Consider the following 17,035-nt stretch of genomic DNA (forward strand, 5'->3'; position numbering starts at 1 on the left):
CAGAGAAAATAATTGATCATCGACGCGCTCAATCAAGCAGTCATAAACAGTGATTGGACGAGATCTGAAGTTGCCCATAATCTGCGCTAACCGGTTCCGTCCATGCGGACTACCCACTTCTGCGAGGCTGTCATGTCAGAGCGTGTCTTGATCGATGGTTACAACCGCCGCGTCGACTATCTGCGCATGTCGGTCACCGACCGCTGCGACTTCCGCTGCGTGTATTGCATGGCCGAGGACATGCAGTTTCTGCCACGCCAGCAAGTGCTGACGCTGGAGGAGATCTATCAACTGGCGCAGAGCTTCGTGGCGCTGGGCACGCGCAAGATTCGCCTGACCGGCGGCGAGCCGCTGATTCGTCCGGGCGTGGTCAAGCTGTGCGAGCAGATCGCCGCCCTGCCCGGCCTGCGTGAACTGTGCATGACCACCAATGGCTCGCAGCTGGGCAAACTCGCCGCGCCGCTGTTCGACGCCGGGGTCAAGCGACTGAACATCAGCCTCGACAGCCTCGACCCGGATCGTTTCAAGCAAATGACCCGCACCGGTGATCTGGCACAGGTGATCAGCGGCATCGATGCGGCGCGCAAGGCCGGTTTCACCCGAACCAAACTCAACGTGGTGGTGATGCAGGGGCGCAACGATCAGGAGATCAACGATCTGGTGAGCTTTGCCATCGACCGCCAGCTCGACGTCTCCTTCATCGAGGAAATGCCGCTGGGGATCATCAGCGAACACAGCCGCGCCGAGACGTTTTTCTCCAGCGCCCAGGTGCGCGAAAAAATCGCCAAGCGCTACACCCTGATCGACTCCGCCGAGTCGACCCAGGGCCCGTCGCGCTACTGGCGGCTGGCCGAGGCGCCAGACATTCGTCTGGGCTTTATCTCGCCGCACAGCCACAATTTCTGCGGTACTTGCAACCGGGTGCGGCTGACTGTCGAGGGGCGCCTGCTACTGTGTCTGGGTAACGAGCATTCGGTGGATCTGAAAGCCGTGCTGCGCGCTCATCCGGGGCAACCAGAGCGGCTGGAGAAGGCCATCATCGAAGCGATGAAACTCAAGCCGTATCGGCACAATTTCGAAGTGAACGACGACGTTCAGGTCGTGCGCTTCATGAACATGACCGGCGGCTGAGCCGCCCTCACCCTGCGTAACCGGGATCGCCCAGCATGATCATCAGACCCAAGGTCAACCAATTCGCCATCCTCTTCACCCTCAAGGGTTCGATTGCCAAACGCATCGCCCTGCGCACCCTGATGGTCACCCTGCTGGCTTCTGCCATCGTGCTGATTGAAATGCTCCACCCGAGCAACTTCACCAAGGTCAACGCCACGCCGTTCACCTTGCTCGGGCTGTCACTGTCGATCTTCATGAATTTTCGCAACAACGCCTGCTACGACCGCTGGTATGAAGCGCGCAAGGCCTGGGGCGATGTGCTGGTGCACATCCGTTCGGTGATTCGCGAAACCCATGTCATCCGCGAATCGGCGCAGCGCAAGCCGTTGCTGCTCAACCTCTGCGGGTTTGCTCATGCGCTGAATGCGCGATTGCGCCGGGAAAGCGAAGCGGCGGCCAGCAGCAAGTGGATCACCCCGCAACACGATGCGCGGGTGCCGGACTACAGTGGACGGATTCTGCAGCAGGTCGGCCAGCAATGTTCGGATCTGCATCAAAGCGGTGAACTGACTGAGTGGCGCTACATGCTCTTGGCCAATCACCTGACCAGCCTGACCCAGGCGCAAGCGGTGTGCGAGCGAATCAAGAACACCCCGCTGCCCTTCCCCTACACCCTGCTGCTGCACCGCACGATTTACCTGTTCTGCATCCTGCTGCCGTTCGCCATGGCCGAACCGCTGGGCTGGCTGACCCCGCTGTTCACGGCGATTGTCAGCTACACGTTCTTTGGTCTGGATGCGATTGCCGATGAACTGGAAGACCCGTTCGGCCGCGACGAAAACGATTTGGCGACTGACTCGCTGGTGCGCACCATCGAGCGTGACATTCTCAGCGAACTGGGCGAAACCGACCTGCCGCCGATGTTGCTGCCGGTGGACTATGTGCTGAGCTGAGCTCGCTCCCTCTGTAGGAGTGAGCCTGCTCGCGATAGCGGTCTCCCAGTCAGTAAAGATATTGACTGTGCCGCCGTCATCGCGAGCAGGCTCACTCCTACAGGTTCCAGGTAAACCCCGCAGAATGGCTGATCATCACACATCCAAATGTGGGAGCGAGCCTGCTCGCGAAGAGTGCTTGTCAGTCAACATTGATGTTGTATGACATGCCGCCTTCGCGAGCAGGCTCGCTCCCACAGTTCTGATTTGTGTCGGGGTCAGAACAGTTCGCTGAAGGGAATGAAACGCAGAGGATCGCCAATGCCGTGGGTGCTGTTTTCCGGCACCTCCACCAGCCCATCGGCCCAGGTCGCTCCGAGCAAAACGCCGGAACTCTGGTTCGGATACAACACCGCGCGCCCCGCCTCCAGCCGCACCCGCAGATACTCTCGACGGCTGCCCGCCTTGTTCCAGGCGAACCCGGCATTCACCGTGAAGCTCAACGGCATGACCTCTTCCACGCCCTGAATGCGCAGCAGGTACGGCCGCGCCAGCAGGCCGAAGGTCACCAGCGCCGAGGTCGGATTGCCCGGCAGGCCAATCACCGGCACCGTGCCGAAATGGCCCACGGTCAGCGGTTTGCCAGGCTTGATCGCCAACTTCCACAGCAGCGGTTTGCCGTCCTCGCGCAGCACCTGCCCAAGGCAATCGGCATCGCCGGCAGACACACCACCGGTGGTCAGGATCAGGTCAGCCGCCACTTGCAGTTGCTCAAGTTTGAGCCGCGTCTGCGCCGGACGATCCGGGAGGATCCCGGCGTCGATCACCTCGCAGCCCAGTTCCTTCAGCCAGTGGCCGAGCAGCACACGATTGCTGTTGTAGATGCTGCCGGGACGCAGCGGCAGGCCCGGCTCGACCAGTTCGTCACCGGTGGACAGCAGCGCCACGCGCGGGCGCCGCACCACGTGCAACTGTGCCAGCCCCTGCCCGGCGGCGACCGCCAGTTCGAACGGCCCGAGGCGTTTGCCGGCACGCAGCAGGATGTCGCCGACGCGGTTTTCCTGACCCTGCGCGCGAATGTTCTGCCCCGCTTTCAGCGGCTGCAAAAAGCGTACGCGGCCGTCCTCGAGTACTTCGACGTTCTCCTGCATCTCGACGCAGGTAGCGCCAGGTGGCAACGGTGCGCCGGTAAAGATCCGCGCGCAGGTGCCGGGCAATAACGCGTCCGGTGCCAGACCGGCGTAGACCTTCTGCGACACCTTCAGCGGCTGACGATGCAGATCGGCCAGGTTCAAGGCATAACCGTCCATGGCGCTATTCGGCCACGGCGGCAAGTCGAGCGAGGCGACCAGATCACTGGCCAGCACCCGCCCACGTGCCTCGTCGAGCGGCAGAGTTTCGCTATCGGCCAGACGTTGCTCATTGGCCATGCCGAGCAACTGGTCGAGGGCGTCCTCGACCGGCATCAACCCTGCCTTGCTCATCCGCGCGGCCCACAGGCAGCGACTGATTTGAGGTGCGGCACAAAGTTGCACGGGCGGTGGCGGTTATCCAGTTGCTCGGCGAGGATACCTTCCCACGCTGTGCGACAGGCACCGGTCGAACCCGGCAGGCAGCACACCAGCGTGCCGTTGGACAGCCCGGCCAGCGCTCGGCTTTGCACGGTCGAGGTGCCGATATCGAGAATCGAAATGGCGCGGAACAACTCGCCAAACCCGTCGATCTGCTTGTCGAACAGACAGGCCACCGCTTCCGGCGTGCTGTCGCGCCCGGTGAAACCAGTGCCGCCGGTGATCAGCACCACCTGAATGCTGTCGTCGGCAATCCAGTGCGCGACCTGGGCGCGGATCTTGTACAGGTCATCCTTGAGCAGATTGCGCTCGCTCAGGGTATGGCCGGCCTCCAGCAAGCGGCTGACCAGCAATTGGCCGGACGTGTCGCTCGCGTAATCGCGAGTATCGCTGACGGTCAGTACGGCTATGTTCAGGGGGACAAACAGGGCATCCGCTTTCGCACTCATGGGAATCTCCGGCAGTAGTCAATCAGATTGCCGAGCAGCCTAAGTGCCACTTATGAGTACTGTCTAATCACTCTGGCCAACCACATTATCGAGCTGCTCTATCGGCGCCGTTGACCTCGGCCAAAGCGTTTGAAACCATGGGCGATAGAGCTGATCGATAGGCTTTTCAATGCTTCCGATTGGACGCAAACACGGTCAAATGAGATCGTCGCACCTCGCGTTTTCCGTGCGCTGCGCGCATCTGCGTCAATACTCCATTCAATTTCTCAACGAGCAGGTGCCTTCGTGGACATCAAACAACTCAAGTTCCTGATCGCACTGGACGAAACCCGACACTTCGGCCAGGCCGCCGCCCGCTGCCACATCACCCAGCCGACCCTGTCGATGCGTCTGCGCAATCTGGAAGATGAGCTGGATCTGGTGCTGGTCAATCGCGGTCAGCGCTTCGAGGGTTTCACCCAGGCCGGCGAACGGGTGCTGGCCTGGGCGCGCACACTGCTGGCCGCGCATGACGGCCTGTTCGCCGAAGCTGCGGCGTGCCGCGGGCAACTGGTCGGCAGCTTGCGCCTGGGTCTGGTGCCGCTGAGCAATTTCAACCCGGTCAATTACATTCAGAGTTTGTCCGGGACCTATCCGGAGCTGAAATTCAGCCTGTCGTCGGGGAGTTCCGACGAGATCATCGCCGGTTTGGGCAACAACCAATTGGATCTGGGGGTGTGCTACCTCGACCACGTCAACCCGAACTATTTCGATTTTTTCGAGATCGGCGAAACCCGCGTCGGTCTGCTTTACGACAACCGTCACTACCATTTCGAAGGCTCGGAAATGAGCTGGGAAGACGCCGCCGAACTGCCGCTGGGGATGATCACCACCGGCATGCATTACCGCAAATCCATCGACCTGAGCTTCCGCAGTCGCGGGCTCAATCCGCAGCCGATCCTGGAAAGCGATTCGACGTATCAATTGCTGCAGGCGATTCACCAGGGCTTCTGCTGCTCGATCATGCCGCTGGACAGCGGGCTGGAAGAGCCGATCGAACACCTGTCGTTCATGCAACTGCCGGATGCCAGCGTGCTGGCGCCGCTGGGGCTGGTAATGCGCAAGACCGAGCCGCGTTCGGCGATTGCCGAGAAGTGCTTTGCCGAGGCGCGGAAAATGTTTGGGGGTGAGGTGCCGGTTGTTTGAGTGACTATCCAGACATTGCTGTTGGACGCCTGGCCGCCTTCGCGAGCAAGCCCGCTCCCACAGGTTGAATGCATTTCAAATGTGGGAGCGGGCTTGCCCGCGAAGAGGCCCGGACAGCCACACACATTTCGGATATGACAGCGGTGATCGACCCACCCAATCACCAGATCAGAACAAGCGATTGGACGCACTTTTGACTCCCCCGTAGCCTGAACCCACTTCAGCGCTTCGGGACTTTTCAAGATGCTCTGCCACGTCGAATCCAACACCGAATCCAACACCGAACCCAACGCCCCCGCACCGCAACCGTCACAGGTGGCGTTTCGCGAATACCTGCCGCACGCCCCGCACTCGCACGTCGCCCTGGCCGCGGAGATCGCCCTGGCGATCACCTTCAACGGCCTGAGCCAGGCGGTGATGATGGTCTCGCCCGGCAACCTTGAAGATTTCATCCGGGGCTTCAGCCTGAGCAACGCGATCATCGACAGCGTCGACGAGATCTACGACATCCGCCTGAGCCATTTCGATCAGGCCTGTCAGGCCGAGGTGCAGATATCCAGTCGCGCGTTCTGGGCGCTGAAAGATCATCGTCGGCAGATGGCCGGCACCAGCGGCTGCGGCATCTGTGGCGTCGAGGCGCTGGAGCAGGCGTTGCCGCAACTGCAGATTCTGCAACCCTGCGCCCTGCCGCCGGCCGCGCATTTTGACGGTATCCGCCAACGCATCGAACAGGCTCAGCAACTGGCCCGCAGCAGCGGCGCCCTGCACGCGGCGCTGTACTTCGATGCCAGCGGTGAGGCGCTGTTGTGCCGCGAAGACATTGGCCGGCACAACGCCCTCGACAAGCTGATCGGCGCGATGCAAATCGCTGACGTCGATGCGCGCCAGGGCTTCGTGGTGGTCACCAGCCGTTGCAGCCTGGAGCTGATCCACAAAGCCGTGCGCGCCCGACTTGGCACCCTTGTCAGCCTGTCCGCCCCCACCGCAATGACCGTGCGCTGGGCGCTCAAGCATCACCTGAATCTGATCCACGTTCCGCACCGCAACGCCCCCCGAATCTACAGCCCGATCCAGGAGCTTTCGCCATGAGCAACACCTTCACCCACCTCGACGATCAGGGCCGCGCCAACATGGTCGACGTCAGCGACAAAGCCGCGACCCGTCGCGAAGCCACGGCGCAGGCCTGGGTGCAGATGCGCCCGGAAACGCTGCAGATGATCCAGGCCAACGGTCACCCCAAGGGCGACGTTTTCGCCGTGGCGCGCATCGCCGGAATCCAGGCGGCCAAACGCACCCACGAACTGATCCCGCTGTGCCATGCGCTGCTGCTCAGCTCGATTCACGTTGAACTCAAGGCCTGCGAACCGGACCGCGTGCAGATCACTAGCACCTGCCGCCTCACCGGCCAGACCGGCGTCGAACTCGAAGCCCTGACCGCCGCCAGCGTCGCCGCATTGACGATCTATGACATGTGCAAAGCGGTGGACCGGGCCATGGTCATCGGCGACATCCGCCTGCTGAGCAAACAGGGCGGCCGCTCCGGACATTTTCAATGGGAGGACGCGCAATGATCCTGATCAACTACTTCGCCAGCTACCGTGACCGCCTCAATCTGGGCGGTGAAAAAATCCCTTTGAGCGACAACCTGACCTGCATCGAAGACGTGCGGCAATTGCTCATGGCCCGCGGCGAGGAATGGCGCGAAGTGCTTGGCGCCGGCAACCTGATGTGTGCGTTGAACCAAGAGCTGTGCCAACCGAGCGCGGCGATCGAAGACTTCGACGAGATCGCGTTTTTCCCACCGGTCACCGGGGGCTGAGCATGACGGTTCGAGTTCAGTACAAAAGCTTCGACGTCGGCCAGTTGACCGCCGACCTGCATGCGCGCAATCCACGGGTCGGCGCGGTGGTGAATTTCATCGGCTATGTGCGTGATCTGAACATTGGCCAGAGCGTGAACGAGCTGTTCCTCGAGCACTATCCGGGCATGACCGAAAAAGCCCTCGAACGGATCGCCGACGAGGCACGCGAGCGCTGGCCGCTGCTGGGTGTGGAGATTGTGCATCGGGTCGGCGCGCTGGCGGTCAGCGAGCCGATCGTGTTTGTTGGCGTCAGCAGCAAGCACCGGCACATGGCGTTCGAAGCCTGCGCGTTCATCATGGATGTGCTCAAGACCCGCGCGCCGTTCTGGAAGCGCGAGAGCACGGCGCAGGGTTCGCATTGGGTCGAGGCGCGGGAGAGTGATCAGAATGCGGCGCTGCGCTGGAGTCTGGCGCATGCCTGAAGATCAAGAGCCCCTCACCCTAGCCCTCTCCCCGAGGGAGAGGGGACTGATTGGGGGATATTGAAGAAATTCACCGAATTGAAAGATTGGTTCTGAATCCATAATCGACTCGATCTCTCAGGTCGATGGATGACGCCAGACACCTCGGTCGGCCCCTTCACGCGCAGGCGTATGGCTGAAGATCAAATCCATAATCGACTCGATCTCTCAGGTCGATGGATGACGCCAGACACCTCGGTCGGCCCCTTCACGCGCAGGCGTATGGCTGAAGACCAAATCCATAATCGACTCGATCTCTCAGGTCGATGGATGACGCCAGACACCTCGGTCGGCCCCTCCCCCTCTGGGAGAGGGCTGGGGTGAGGGTTGAAAGTCTGATTAGATAGCCACTCCGCCAGGATTAAACTCCGGAGTTTCGATTGAGCACAGCGCCCAACAACCTGCCCCGCCCCGCTCCCGTCACCCTGCGCCAGGCCTGGCGCTTCTGGCTCAAGCTCGGCTGCATCGGTTTCGGCGGCCCGGCCGGGCAGATCGCGATCATGCATCAGGAACTGGTCGAGCGCAGGCGCTGGATCTCCGAGCGGCGCTTTCTGCATGCACTCAACTACTGCATGTTGCTGCCCGGCCCCGAAGCCCAGCAACTGGCGACCTATATTGGCTGGCTGTTGCATCGCACCTGGGGCGGGGTGATCGCCGGGGCGCTGTTCGTGCTGCCGTCGTTGTTCATCCTGATTGCGCTGTCGTGGGTGTACATCGCGTTCGGTGATGTGCCGGTGGTGGCCGGGATCTTCTACGGAATCAAACCGGCGGTGACCGCGATCGTCTTGCACGCCGCGCACCGTATCGGCTCGCGGGCGCTGAAAAACAGTTGGCTGTGGGCGATCGCCGGGGCGTCATTCGTGGCGATCTTTGCCTTCAATCTGCCGTTCCCGCTGATCGTCCTCGGTGCGGCATTGCTCGGCTATTTCGGCGGACGCCTGGCGCTGCAGCGCTTCGACAATGGCGGGCAGCGCAGCAGTGCCGAATCCTTCGGCCCGGCGCTGATCGATGACGACACACCGACACCTGAGCATGCGCGATTCAGCCTGCCGAAACTGTGGCGTCTGCTGCTGGTTGGCGCAGCGCTGTGGTGTTTACCGATGGGCCTGCTGACCGCGCTGTTCGGCTGGGACGGCACGTTCACGCAAATGGGCTGGTTCTTCACCAAGGCCGCATTGCTGACGTTTGGTGGCGCTTACGCGGTGTTGCCCTACGTCTATCAGGGCGCGGTCGGGCACTACGGCTGGCTGACGCCGACGCAGATGATCGACGGCCTCGCCCTCGGCGAAACCACGCCCGGGCCGCTGATCATGGTGGTAGCGTTTGTCGGTTTCATCGGCGGTTATGTGCAACCGACGTTCGGTGCGGAACATGCATTCGCCGCTGGCGCACTGGCGGCGACGCTCGTGACCTGGTTCACCTTCCTGCCCTCGTTCCTGTTCATCCTCGCCGGCGGGCCGCTGGTGGAATCAACGCACAACGAACTGAAGTTCACCGCACCGCTGACCGCCATCACCGCTGCGGTGGTCGGGGTGATTCTGAACCTGGCGTGTTTCTTCGCTTATCACGTGTTCTGGCCCAACGGTTTCGCCGGGCATGCGGATCTGTTTTCGATCGGGCTGGCGCTGCTGGCGGCGTTGGCACTGTTCATTTTCAAACGCGGCGTGATTGAAGTGTTGATCGTTTGCGCCATTGCCGGGCTGGGCTTTCATCTGATGCGCTGAATCCTGGCCTGCGAATCTCCCGTTTACACGCCCGCGAATTCCCCCTTACTATCCGGGCACACCGGTCGGCGGGCCTGCCCCGCCACCGACGTTTTCCGCCAACGGAAACACGCGTTATGAGCACGTCACCACAACAACCAGAAAGGTTGAACGTCTCCGCTGTGTGCGCCCTCTGTCACAGGGGCCGCGCATGAATCGCATCGTCAATCTCCCCATGGCCCTGCGCCGTTCCAAGCTGCGTCACTCCGCACGCCCGCCGGATATCGCCTGCTGACTCTCTCAGTCAACAAAAACGATGGATGCATGACTGTAGTGAGGGGATTTATCCCCGATGGACTGCGCAGCAGTCCTCAAAGGTTCTGTGTCACGTCTGACTGATCTCCATTTGATATCCCTGCCGGGACGCCCTACATGCGTCCGGCCCGATCCTGCGCGCCCATGCGGCGCCATCGTGAGTGATTGACCATGAAATTCGCAGCCATCGAAGACGCACGCCTGTTCCTTGAACAGAACCCCGATATCGACATGATCGAGCTGTTCATCCTCGACGCCAACGGCGTGCCGCGCGGCAAGCTGTTGCACCGCGAAGAACTGCTCGCTGTATACGAAAGCGGTCGCCCGCTGCCCAGCACCATTCTCGGCCTGACCGTGCAGGGCGAGGACGTGGAAAACTCGGGTCTGGTGTGGGACGTCGGCGACATCGACTGCCGCGCCTACCCGCTCGAAGGCAGTCTGGTGCGCCTGCCGTGGCGGCAGATTCCGACGGCGGCGGTGCAGGTCAGCATGCACCCGAGCGAGGGAATGCCGGCGAGCATCGCCGACCCGCGTCATCTACTGATCAAGGTGATCGACGGCCTCAAGGCCGAGGGTTTTCACCCGGTGATGGCGTGCGAGCTGGAGTTCTATCTGCTCGACGCCAAACGCGATCACAACGGCCGTCCGCAACCGGCGCTGGACGCCGACGGTGGCCGACCGCGACACACCCAGGTCTACGGTTTGCGTGAACTGGAGCAGATCGAACCGTTCCTCGCCGACCTCTACGGCGCCTGCAAACTGCACGGCATTCCGGCGCGCACGGCGATCTCCGAATACGCCCCGGGCCAGGTGGAAATCACCCTCGAACACGGCGACGCGTTGCTCGCGATGGATCAGGCGGTGCGCTACAAACGCCTGGTCAAAGCGGTGGCGCACAAGCACGGCATGCGGGCGACGTTCATGGCCAAGCCGTTCGATGATCTGGCCGGTACCGGCATGCACATGCACGTCAGCCTCGCCGATGCCGAAGGGCGCAATCTGTTTGCTTCCGAAGACCCGGCCGGTACCCCGCTGCTGCGCACCGCGATTGGCGGCATGCTCGCCTCGCTGCTCGATTCGCTGCTGCTGTTCTGCCCCAACGCCAACTCCTACCGCCGCTTCCAGGCCAACAGCTATGCGCCTTTGGCGCCGACCTGGGGCGTCGACAACCGCACCGTCAGCCTGCGCGTACCGGGCGGCCCGGCCAACACCCGGCACATCGAACACCGCATCTGCGGCGCCGACGCCAACCCGTATCTGGCGGCGGCAGCGATCCTTGCCGGGATCCATCGTGGCATCCGCGAGGATCTGGATCCGGGCGCACCGGTCGAGGGCAACGGCTATGCACAAGCCAAGGAATTACTGCCGACCGATTGGCTGACCTCGCTGCAGGCGCTGGAGAATTCGGTGTGGGCACGGGATGCCCTGGGGCAGGAATTTCTCGGGGTGTATCTGGCGGTGAAGCGTGCCGAGTACCGGCAGTTCATGGCCGAGGTGGGTGAACAGGATTGGCGCTGGTATCTGACCGAAGCCTGAAGCCTCACACCATCCCCCCTGTGGGAGCGGGCTTGCTCGCGAAGGCGTCGGCACAGTCAATATTTCAGTGACTGACCCACTGCATTCGCGAGCAAGCCCGCTCCCACAGGGGATTGCACCCTGACTCCCGAATTTTGTGTGGACACCGACATGACCCAACGCTGCAATTCCTACTACACCGCCACCCTCAACCAGGACACCGACTACCCGACCCTGCAGGGCCGGCATCAGGTCGATGTGGTGATCATCGGCGGCGGTTTCACTGGCGTCGCCACCGCCGTCGAACTCGCCGAAAAAGGCCTGAAAGTCGCCATCGTCGAGAGCCACAAGATCGGCTGGGGCGCCACCGGACGCAATGGCGGACAAGTCACCGGCAGCCTCTCCGGCGACGGTGCAATGCGCAAACAGATGCGCCCGAAACTCGGTGATGAAGTCGACGATTTCATCTGGCATCTGCGCTGGCGCGGTCATCAAATCATCCGGCAGCGGGTCGAGAAGTACGGCATCCAGTGCGACCTCAAACACGGCCATCTGCACGCCGCCTACAAGCCAAGTCACATGGACGGTTTGCGCCAGGATTACGACGAAGCCGTGCGCCGCGGCCTGGGTGATGAAGTCAGTCTGCTCGACCGCAGCCAGGTGCGCGACCTGCTGCAAAGCGATCTCTACCACGGCGCAATCAAGAACACCCGCAACATGCACCTGCACCCGCTCAACCTGTGCATCGGCGAAGCGCGGGCGGCGGAAAGTCTAGGTGCCTTGATCTTCGAGAACAGTGAGGTGCTGGAAATCATTCACGGCAAGACGCCAGGCGTGCGCACCGCCCACGGCCAGATCGACGCCAATCAAGTGATGCTCGCCGGTGACGTCTATCACAAGCTCGAACCGGGTCAGCTCAAGGGCAAGATTTTCCCGGCCATGGGCGGCATCGTCACCACCGCGCCGCTGGGCGATCTGGCGCGGCAGATCAACCCCGAAGACCTGGCGGTGTACGACTGCCGTTTCGTCCTCGACTACTACCGCCTCACGGCCGACGGGCGCCTGCTGTTCGGCGGCGGCGCCAACTACAGCGGCAAGGATTCACGGGACATCGCCGCCGAACTGCGCCCGTGCATCGAGCAGACCTTCCCGGCGCTCAAAGGGGTGCAGATCGACTACCAGTGGAGCTGCGCGATGGGCATCGTGATCAACCGCATCCCGCAACTGGGCAAGCTCTCGGACAACGTCTGGTATTGCCAGGGTTATTCCGGACACGGCATCGCCACCACCCACATCATGGGCGAAATCATGAGCCGCGCGATCACCGGGCAGATGGAACAGTTCGACACCTTTGCGCAGTGCCAGCATATTCGGGTGCCGATGGGGGATTTGCTGGGCAATCCGCTGCTGGCGGCGGGGATGTGGTATTACCAGATGCTTGAAAAGTTGCGTTGATCGCACCGGCCCCATCGCGAGCAGGCTCACTCCTACAAGGGAAACGCGTTCCAAATGTGAGAGCGAGGCTGCTCGCGAAGAGGCCAGCAGCCTCACTACAAATCTCACTCCGGCAACTGCTCCACCATTGAAATGCATTCCAAATGTGGGAGCGGGCTTGCTCGCGAAGGCGCCAGCAGCCTCACTACAAATCTCAATCAGGCAACTGCCCCCCCATTGAAATGCATTCCAAATGTGGGAGCGGGCTTGCTCGCGAAGGCTCCAGCCGCCTCACTATACAAATCTCAGTCCGGCAACTGCCCCCCCCCCCATTGAAATGCATTCCAAATGTGGGAGCGGGCTTGCTCGCGAAGGCGCCAGCAGCCTCACTACAAATCTCAATCAGGCAACTGCTCCACCACAATCCCCAACCGCCGATAATCCTCGACACTCCCCGACGCCAGGTGCCGCTCGGTTATCAGCGTATGCAGGCGCGTACACGCGGCCACCACAAACGGCTCCACCGCGCCGAGCTTGTCCGCCGTGGTCACCGCAATCACCCGCGCCGCGCTGTCGAGCAGCGCCTGCTTCACCGGCACTTCATCAAAATGCAGCGAGGTGATGCCCACCTCCGGGTGAATCGCACAGACGCCGGTAAACGCCAGATCCGCCTTGATCCCGGCCAGCATGCGCACCGCCTCGTGCCCACTGGCCGACATCGTGCGGGGGTTCAGTTGCCCACCCGCCAGAATCACTTTCACGCCCTCGTATTCCGACAAGGCAATCGCCGTCATCGGCGCGGCGGTCACCGCAGTGATCTGGATATCCGCGCGCAACGAGCGCGCCACCTGCAACGCGGTCGAACCGGAATCGAACAGCACAATCTGCCCGTCCTCGACCTTTTGCGCCGCCAACTGCGCCAGCCGCACTTTTACCTCATCGGTCTCTTCCAGCCGGGTGAAGTAATCCTTGCCGCTGTCCTTGGGCCTTGGCAGCGCCCCGCCATGCACGCGCTGCACCAGCCCGGCGTTGTCCAGTTCGGCGAGGTCGCGGCGGATAGTGTCTTCGGACACGGCGAAGTGCTGGCTCAACTCGGAGGCCATGACCTTGCCGTCGCGTTCGAGGATCAGGAGGATTTTCTGCCGGCGCAGGGATGGCAGTTCGGTGACCGAATGATCGTGCATGGTTTTGCCTGTTTATGCTTGTAGTTGCAGGTTTTGCCGAGACTAGCGAAAGCTTTGGGCAAACACAAATCGGCGGGTATCAATTGTTTCGATCATTGGAATCAACATGCCGAATTTTTTCTTTGCATTCAGCCTGTTCAGAATGGCCTCACTTTAAAAAGGCTCAGGATGAACAGCTGATGAATCTCAATTTTGCGTTTGCGTGCATGATCGTGGTGTCTTTTGCGATTGCGCTGGGCCACGCCTGATCCGTCACACCGACGCCGCCAGATGCTCACGCAACCATTTGTGTGCCGGATCGCGATGCGCGCGCTCGCCCCAGAACATCGCCATTTCGTAGCCCGGCACCGGCAACGGCGCATCGACTACCTGCAACGCCGGGTTGTCGCGAACCAAGCGTGACGGCAGCATCGCCACCAGATCGGTACTCGCCAGCACCGACATCACCATCAGAAAATGCGGCACCGACAGCACCACTTTGCGCGCCAGGCCGACCTCGGCCAGCGCCTTGTCGGTCACCCCGAAAAAGCCCCCGCCCTCGCGCGACACCATCACGTGTTCCAGCGCACAGAACTGTTCGCGAGTCGGCTTACGCTTCAACCCCGGATGCCCGACACGCCCGGCCAACACGTAATGCTCGGTGAACAGCACCCGTTGATGCAGATCCAGCGGCGCCTCTTCGGTGATGTGCAGCGCCAGGTCAAACACGCCCTGCTCCGCTTGCCTGGCCAACTGCGCCGGCATCAGATCGAGCACTGCCAACCGCGTGCCCGGAGCCTGAAGGCGCAAACCGCTGAGCGCTGGCAGCACCACTGTCGATTCGCCGTAATCCGTCGCCGCGACTTTCCAGACATGCCTGGCCTGCGCCGGATCGAACGCGCTGGCCGGCGCCACCGCGCGCTCCAGTGCTTCCAGCGCCTCGCGCAACGGCTCGCGCAATTCATCGGCCCGCGCCGTCGGCCGCATGCCCCGTGGCCCGGGCAGCAACAGCGGATCGCCGAAGATTTCGCGCAGCTTGGCCAGATGCACGCTCACCGACGGCTGCGACAGGCTCAAGCGCTCTGCGGCGCGGGTTACGTTGTGTTCTGCCAACAACACGTCTAGGGTCAACAGCAAGTTGATATCCAGACGTCGTAAATTATTCATGGCTATACCTGACATATCAGACATTCATTTCCAATATACCGATCAAGGATTGATCCTGCCTGCATTCAACCAAGGAGTTGCAACATGAATGTGCTACTGGTCTACGCCCACCCCGAACCCACTTCGCTCAACGGCTCGCTCAGGGACTTCACCGTCCAGCGTCTGCAAGCCGCCGGCCACACCGTGCAGGTCTCCGACCTGTATGCGATGAACTGGAAGACCACGATCGACGCCGATGACGCGCCCGATCGCGATGAAAGCCGGCCATTCCACGCCTCGATCGATTCGAAACTGGCTTACCAACAGGGCCGGCAGTCCGCCGACATCGCCCGCGAGCAGGAAAAACTGCTATGGGCCGACGCGCTGATCCTGCAGTTCCCGCTGTGGTGGTTCACCATGCCGGCGATCCTCAAAGGCTGGGTCGAGCGCGTGTATGCCTACGGGTTTGCCTACGGTGTCGGCGAACACTCCGATGCGCGCTGGGGCGAGCGCTACGGCGAAGGCAAGATGAAAGGCAAACGCGCGATGCTGCTGGTCACCACCGGAGGCTGGGATTCGCATTACAGCCCACGCGGGATCAACGGGCCGATTGATGATTTGCTGTTTCCGATTCAGCACGGCGTGCTGTTCTACCCCGGTTTCGACGTGGTGCCGCCCTTCCTGGTGTACCGCGCCAGCCGCATGGATCAAGCGCGGTTTGCCGAGACCTGCGAGGCACTGGGCACGCGTCTGGATGAGTTGTGGAGCACGCGGCCGATAGCGTATCGGCAGCAGAATGCCGGGGATTACGAGATCCCGGCGTTGACGCTCAAGGATGATATTGCTCCGGGTGAGCAAGGGTTCGCCGCCCACACTTTGTAAAGATCACTGAACCTTTGTGGCGAGGGAGCTTGCTCCCGCTCGGCGACGCAGTCGTCGCAAAACCTGCGATTTTGGTACACCTGAAACACCGTGGCATCGGGGTTTGGGGCCGCTGCGCAGCCCAGCGGGAGCAAGCTCCGTCGCCACAGGGGGATGTGCTTCAGACTTCCTCCCGCGCCCGCCGCACCTGCACCAACAACGCCGGCGCAAAGTGCAGCAAGACCATCCGCGCCAGGTGGTGAGTCAGGATGAACACCACATTCAGACCACCGGCGAAGGCGACAATCGCAATCGTCTCGATCGCCCCCGGCATGTACGCCAGCCACAGCGACAGCGGATCACTGCCCAGCCAGCGCGCCGCCACTTCGGCAAACGCCGCCGCGACCACGATCATCAAGCCGACCGACACCAGCGCCGTCCGCCCGTGCCGCCCCAATTCCGCAAGACCGAGTCCCTGAAAGCGCGAGCCAATCCGCACGCCAAGAATCAGCGCCGCCAGATTCAGGCTCCAGTCCGGCATGTGAAAGCCGTGCAGCCATCCCGATTTCACAAACACCGCCGTCAGCAGAATCGCCGTCAACATGAACGGCGCCGGCACGCCGATCACCAACAGCAGTCGCCCGATGACGATGCTCAAGCCGATCAGCGCCAGCACGGTCAACGCCATGCCCGTGCTCAACGGAGCGCTTTCAACCACCGCCACCGAGGCCTGCCCGGGAATCAAAAAGCTCACCAGCAGCGTGATCAGCAACAAGCGCATCAAGTGCACGATGATGACTTTGCTCGAAGCCTTTTCCGACTCCAGCAAATCGAACACCGCCGCCAATGCACCGGGGTACACCGCCAACAGCGCATCGGTGCGATTCCAGCCAGCGCCGCGGGTCAGCCACCATCCGGCGAGGGCAATCTGCACGGTCAGGCATATCAGCAGAACGCCGAGGCTTGGCAACATCGCCGACGCCGTCACACTGTCCCACGCCTCGAACATCAGCCCGGTGGCGATGCCCAGCGTGACCTGGATGTAGCCCAAACCATAAGGCGTCGCGGGGGCAAACCCGAACTTGGTGGCGACCAATGCGGTGACAAGAATCGCCCCCAGCAACAAGCCATGAGGGACACCGCTGACCTGCAACGCAGCGCCGACAGCGGCAGCGATCAACAAACACAGAATCGATTTCATATTCTTCGCCTTCCTGGCTATTTCCCTGAGGTATTCCACTCCCCTGTAGGAGCTGCCGAAGGCTGCGATCTTTTGACTTTGATTTTTAGAAGCAAGATCAAAAGATCGCAGCCTTCGGCAGCTCC

The 17,035-nt window shown here is 61.8% G+C and carries 16 protein-coding genes; 11 read left to right on the plus strand and 5 right to left on the minus strand.

All coding sequences use genetic code 11. The features are described from left to right. Window positions 1–132 precede the first annotated feature (132 nt). Together moaA and E3Z29_RS19930 are read left to right on the plus strand one after the other, a co-directional pair. A complete protein-coding gene (moaA, locus tag E3Z29_RS19925; protein WP_134786714.1) occupies window positions 133–1,131 on the plus strand; it encodes a GTP 3',8-cyclase MoaA in 999 nt (332 codons plus the stop codon). Between the two features lie 35 nt (window positions 1,132–1,166). After that, window positions 1,167–2,066 (plus strand): bestrophin family protein, encoded by a 900-nt coding sequence (locus E3Z29_RS19930; protein WP_098964447.1) that lies wholly within the window; start codon window positions 1,167–1,169, stop codon window positions 2,064–2,066. A gap of 257 nt (window positions 2,067–2,323) precedes the next feature. On the opposite strand, the gene glp is transcribed toward E3Z29_RS19930, so the two are convergent. Further along, window positions 2,324–3,529 (minus strand): gephyrin-like molybdotransferase Glp, encoded by a 1,206-nt coding sequence (gene glp, locus E3Z29_RS19935; RefSeq protein WP_134786715.1) that lies wholly within the window; start codon window positions 3,527–3,529, stop codon window positions 2,324–2,326. After that, entirely contained in the window at window positions 3,526–4,065 is a 540-nt protein-coding gene (gene moaB, locus E3Z29_RS19940; protein WP_098964450.1) for a molybdenum cofactor biosynthesis protein B, read from the minus strand. Before moaB ends, glp begins: the two co-directional genes overlap by 4 nt. A gap of 285 nt (window positions 4,066–4,350) precedes the next feature. Between moaB and E3Z29_RS19945 the strand changes: the two genes are divergently transcribed. The 8 genes from E3Z29_RS19945 to E3Z29_RS19980 all read left to right on the plus strand — a co-directional run bounded on the left by E3Z29_RS19945 (window position 4,351) and on the right by E3Z29_RS19980 (window position 12,560). Further along, window positions 4,351–5,250, plus strand: coding sequence for a LysR family transcriptional regulator (locus tag E3Z29_RS19945; protein ID WP_098964452.1), 900 nt, complete (start codon window positions 4,351–4,353; stop codon window positions 5,248–5,250). Window positions 5,251–5,493: 243 nt separating this feature from the next. Continuing rightward, window positions 5,494–6,339, plus strand: coding sequence for a formate dehydrogenase accessory sulfurtransferase FdhD (gene fdhD / locus E3Z29_RS19950; RefSeq protein WP_134786716.1), 846 nt, complete (start codon window positions 5,494–5,496; stop codon window positions 6,337–6,339). Continuing rightward, window positions 6,336–6,821 (plus strand): cyclic pyranopterin monophosphate synthase MoaC, encoded by a 486-nt coding sequence (gene moaC, locus E3Z29_RS19955; RefSeq protein WP_134786717.1) that lies wholly within the window; start codon window positions 6,336–6,338, stop codon window positions 6,819–6,821. The genes fdhD and moaC overlap by 4 nt, the downstream gene beginning before the upstream one ends. Further along, window positions 6,818–7,069: a MoaD/ThiS family protein gene (locus E3Z29_RS19960; protein ID WP_003226078.1), complete on the plus strand. Its 252-nt coding sequence runs from the start codon at window positions 6,818–6,820 to the stop codon at window positions 7,067–7,069. Before moaC ends, E3Z29_RS19960 begins: the two co-directional genes overlap by 4 nt. A 2-nt stretch (window positions 7,070–7,071) precedes the next feature. Then, window positions 7,072–7,533, plus strand: a complete 462-nt coding sequence (gene moaE / locus E3Z29_RS19965; RefSeq protein WP_098964456.1) for a molybdopterin synthase catalytic subunit MoaE — start codon at window positions 7,072–7,074, stop codon at window positions 7,531–7,533. A gap of 419 nt (window positions 7,534–7,952) precedes the next feature. Then, window positions 7,953–9,296 carry a chromate efflux transporter gene (chrA, locus tag E3Z29_RS19970; RefSeq protein WP_134786718.1) on the plus strand — a complete coding sequence of 448 codons (1,344 nt, stop codon included), beginning with the start codon at window positions 7,953–7,955 and terminating at the stop codon, window positions 9,294–9,296. Between the two features lie 465 nt (window positions 9,297–9,761). Further along, complete coding sequence (locus tag E3Z29_RS19975) at window positions 9,762–11,126, plus strand: glutamine synthetase family protein (protein ID WP_134786719.1); 1,365 nt, start codon at window positions 9,762–9,764, stop codon at window positions 11,124–11,126. Window positions 11,127–11,276: 150 nt separating this feature from the next. Next, window positions 11,277–12,560 carry an FAD-binding oxidoreductase gene (locus E3Z29_RS19980; RefSeq protein WP_134786720.1) on the plus strand — a complete coding sequence of 428 codons (1,284 nt, stop codon included), beginning with the start codon at window positions 11,277–11,279 and terminating at the stop codon, window positions 12,558–12,560. 377 nt (window positions 12,561–12,937) lie between these two features. Here E3Z29_RS19980 and E3Z29_RS19985 read toward each other — a convergent pair whose 3' ends face one another. Together E3Z29_RS19985 and E3Z29_RS19995 are read right to left on the minus strand one after the other, a co-directional pair. Continuing rightward, window positions 12,938–13,723 (minus strand): DeoR/GlpR family DNA-binding transcription regulator, encoded by a 786-nt coding sequence (locus tag E3Z29_RS19985; protein WP_134786721.1) that lies wholly within the window; start codon window positions 13,721–13,723, stop codon window positions 12,938–12,940. Window positions 13,724–13,975: 252 nt separating this feature from the next. Beyond that, complete coding sequence (locus tag E3Z29_RS19995; RefSeq protein ID WP_177416196.1) at window positions 13,976–14,869, minus strand: LysR family transcriptional regulator; 894 nt, start codon at window positions 14,867–14,869, stop codon at window positions 13,976–13,978. 84 nt (window positions 14,870–14,953) lie between these two features. Between E3Z29_RS19995 and E3Z29_RS20000 the strand changes: the two genes are divergently transcribed. Then, window positions 14,954–15,730, plus strand: a complete 777-nt coding sequence (locus E3Z29_RS20000; protein WP_134786723.1) for an NAD(P)H-dependent oxidoreductase — start codon at window positions 14,954–14,956, stop codon at window positions 15,728–15,730. Between the two features lie 160 nt (window positions 15,731–15,890). Here E3Z29_RS20000 and E3Z29_RS20005 read toward each other — a convergent pair whose 3' ends face one another. Then, window positions 15,891–16,910: an AbrB family transcriptional regulator gene (locus tag E3Z29_RS20005; protein WP_134786724.1), complete on the minus strand. Its 1,020-nt coding sequence runs from the start codon at window positions 16,908–16,910 to the stop codon at window positions 15,891–15,893. Between the last annotated feature and the right edge of the window lie 125 nt (window positions 16,911–17,035).

The organism is Pseudomonas sp. S150 (assembly GCF_004526365.1).
Taxonomy (GTDB): domain Bacteria; phylum Pseudomonadota; class Gammaproteobacteria; order Pseudomonadales; family Pseudomonadaceae; genus Aquipseudomonas; species Aquipseudomonas putida_A.

Excerpts from the sequence above, each read along its gene's own strand:
- moaA (WP_134786714.1), top strand. The coding sequence starts at position 133 with ATGTCAGAGCGTGTCTTGATCGATGGTTACAACCGCCGCGTCGACTAT.
- E3Z29_RS19930 (WP_098964447.1), top strand. The coding sequence starts at position 1,167 with ATGATCATCAGACCCAAGGTCAACCAATTCGCCATCCTCTTCACCCTC.
- glp (WP_134786715.1), bottom strand. The coding sequence starts at position 3,529 with ATGAGCAAGGCAGGGTTGATGCCGGTCGAGGACGCCCTCGACCAGTTG.
- moaB (WP_098964450.1), bottom strand. The coding sequence starts at position 4,065 with ATGAGTGCGAAAGCGGATGCCCTGTTTGTCCCCCTGAACATAGCCGTA.
- fdhD (WP_134786716.1), top strand. The coding sequence starts at position 5,494 with ATGCTCTGCCACGTCGAATCCAACACCGAATCCAACACCGAACCCAAC.
- moaC (WP_134786717.1), top strand. The coding sequence starts at position 6,336 with ATGAGCAACACCTTCACCCACCTCGACGATCAGGGCCGCGCCAACATG.
- E3Z29_RS19960 (WP_003226078.1), top strand. The coding sequence starts at position 6,818 with ATGATCCTGATCAACTACTTCGCCAGCTACCGTGACCGCCTCAATCTG.
- moaE (WP_098964456.1), top strand. The coding sequence starts at position 7,072 with ATGACGGTTCGAGTTCAGTACAAAAGCTTCGACGTCGGCCAGTTGACC.
- E3Z29_RS19975 (WP_134786719.1), top strand. The coding sequence starts at position 9,762 with ATGAAATTCGCAGCCATCGAAGACGCACGCCTGTTCCTTGAACAGAAC.
- E3Z29_RS19980 (WP_134786720.1), top strand. The coding sequence starts at position 11,277 with ATGACCCAACGCTGCAATTCCTACTACACCGCCACCCTCAACCAGGAC.
- E3Z29_RS19985 (WP_134786721.1), bottom strand. The coding sequence starts at position 13,723 with ATGCACGATCATTCGGTCACCGAACTGCCATCCCTGCGCCGGCAGAAA.
- E3Z29_RS19995 (WP_177416196.1), bottom strand. The coding sequence starts at position 14,869 with ATGAATAATTTACGACGTCTGGATATCAACTTGCTGTTGACCCTAGAC.
- E3Z29_RS20000 (WP_134786723.1), top strand. The coding sequence starts at position 14,954 with ATGAATGTGCTACTGGTCTACGCCCACCCCGAACCCACTTCGCTCAAC.
- E3Z29_RS20005 (WP_134786724.1), bottom strand. The coding sequence starts at position 16,910 with ATGAAATCGATTCTGTGTTTGTTGATCGCTGCCGCTGTCGGCGCTGCG.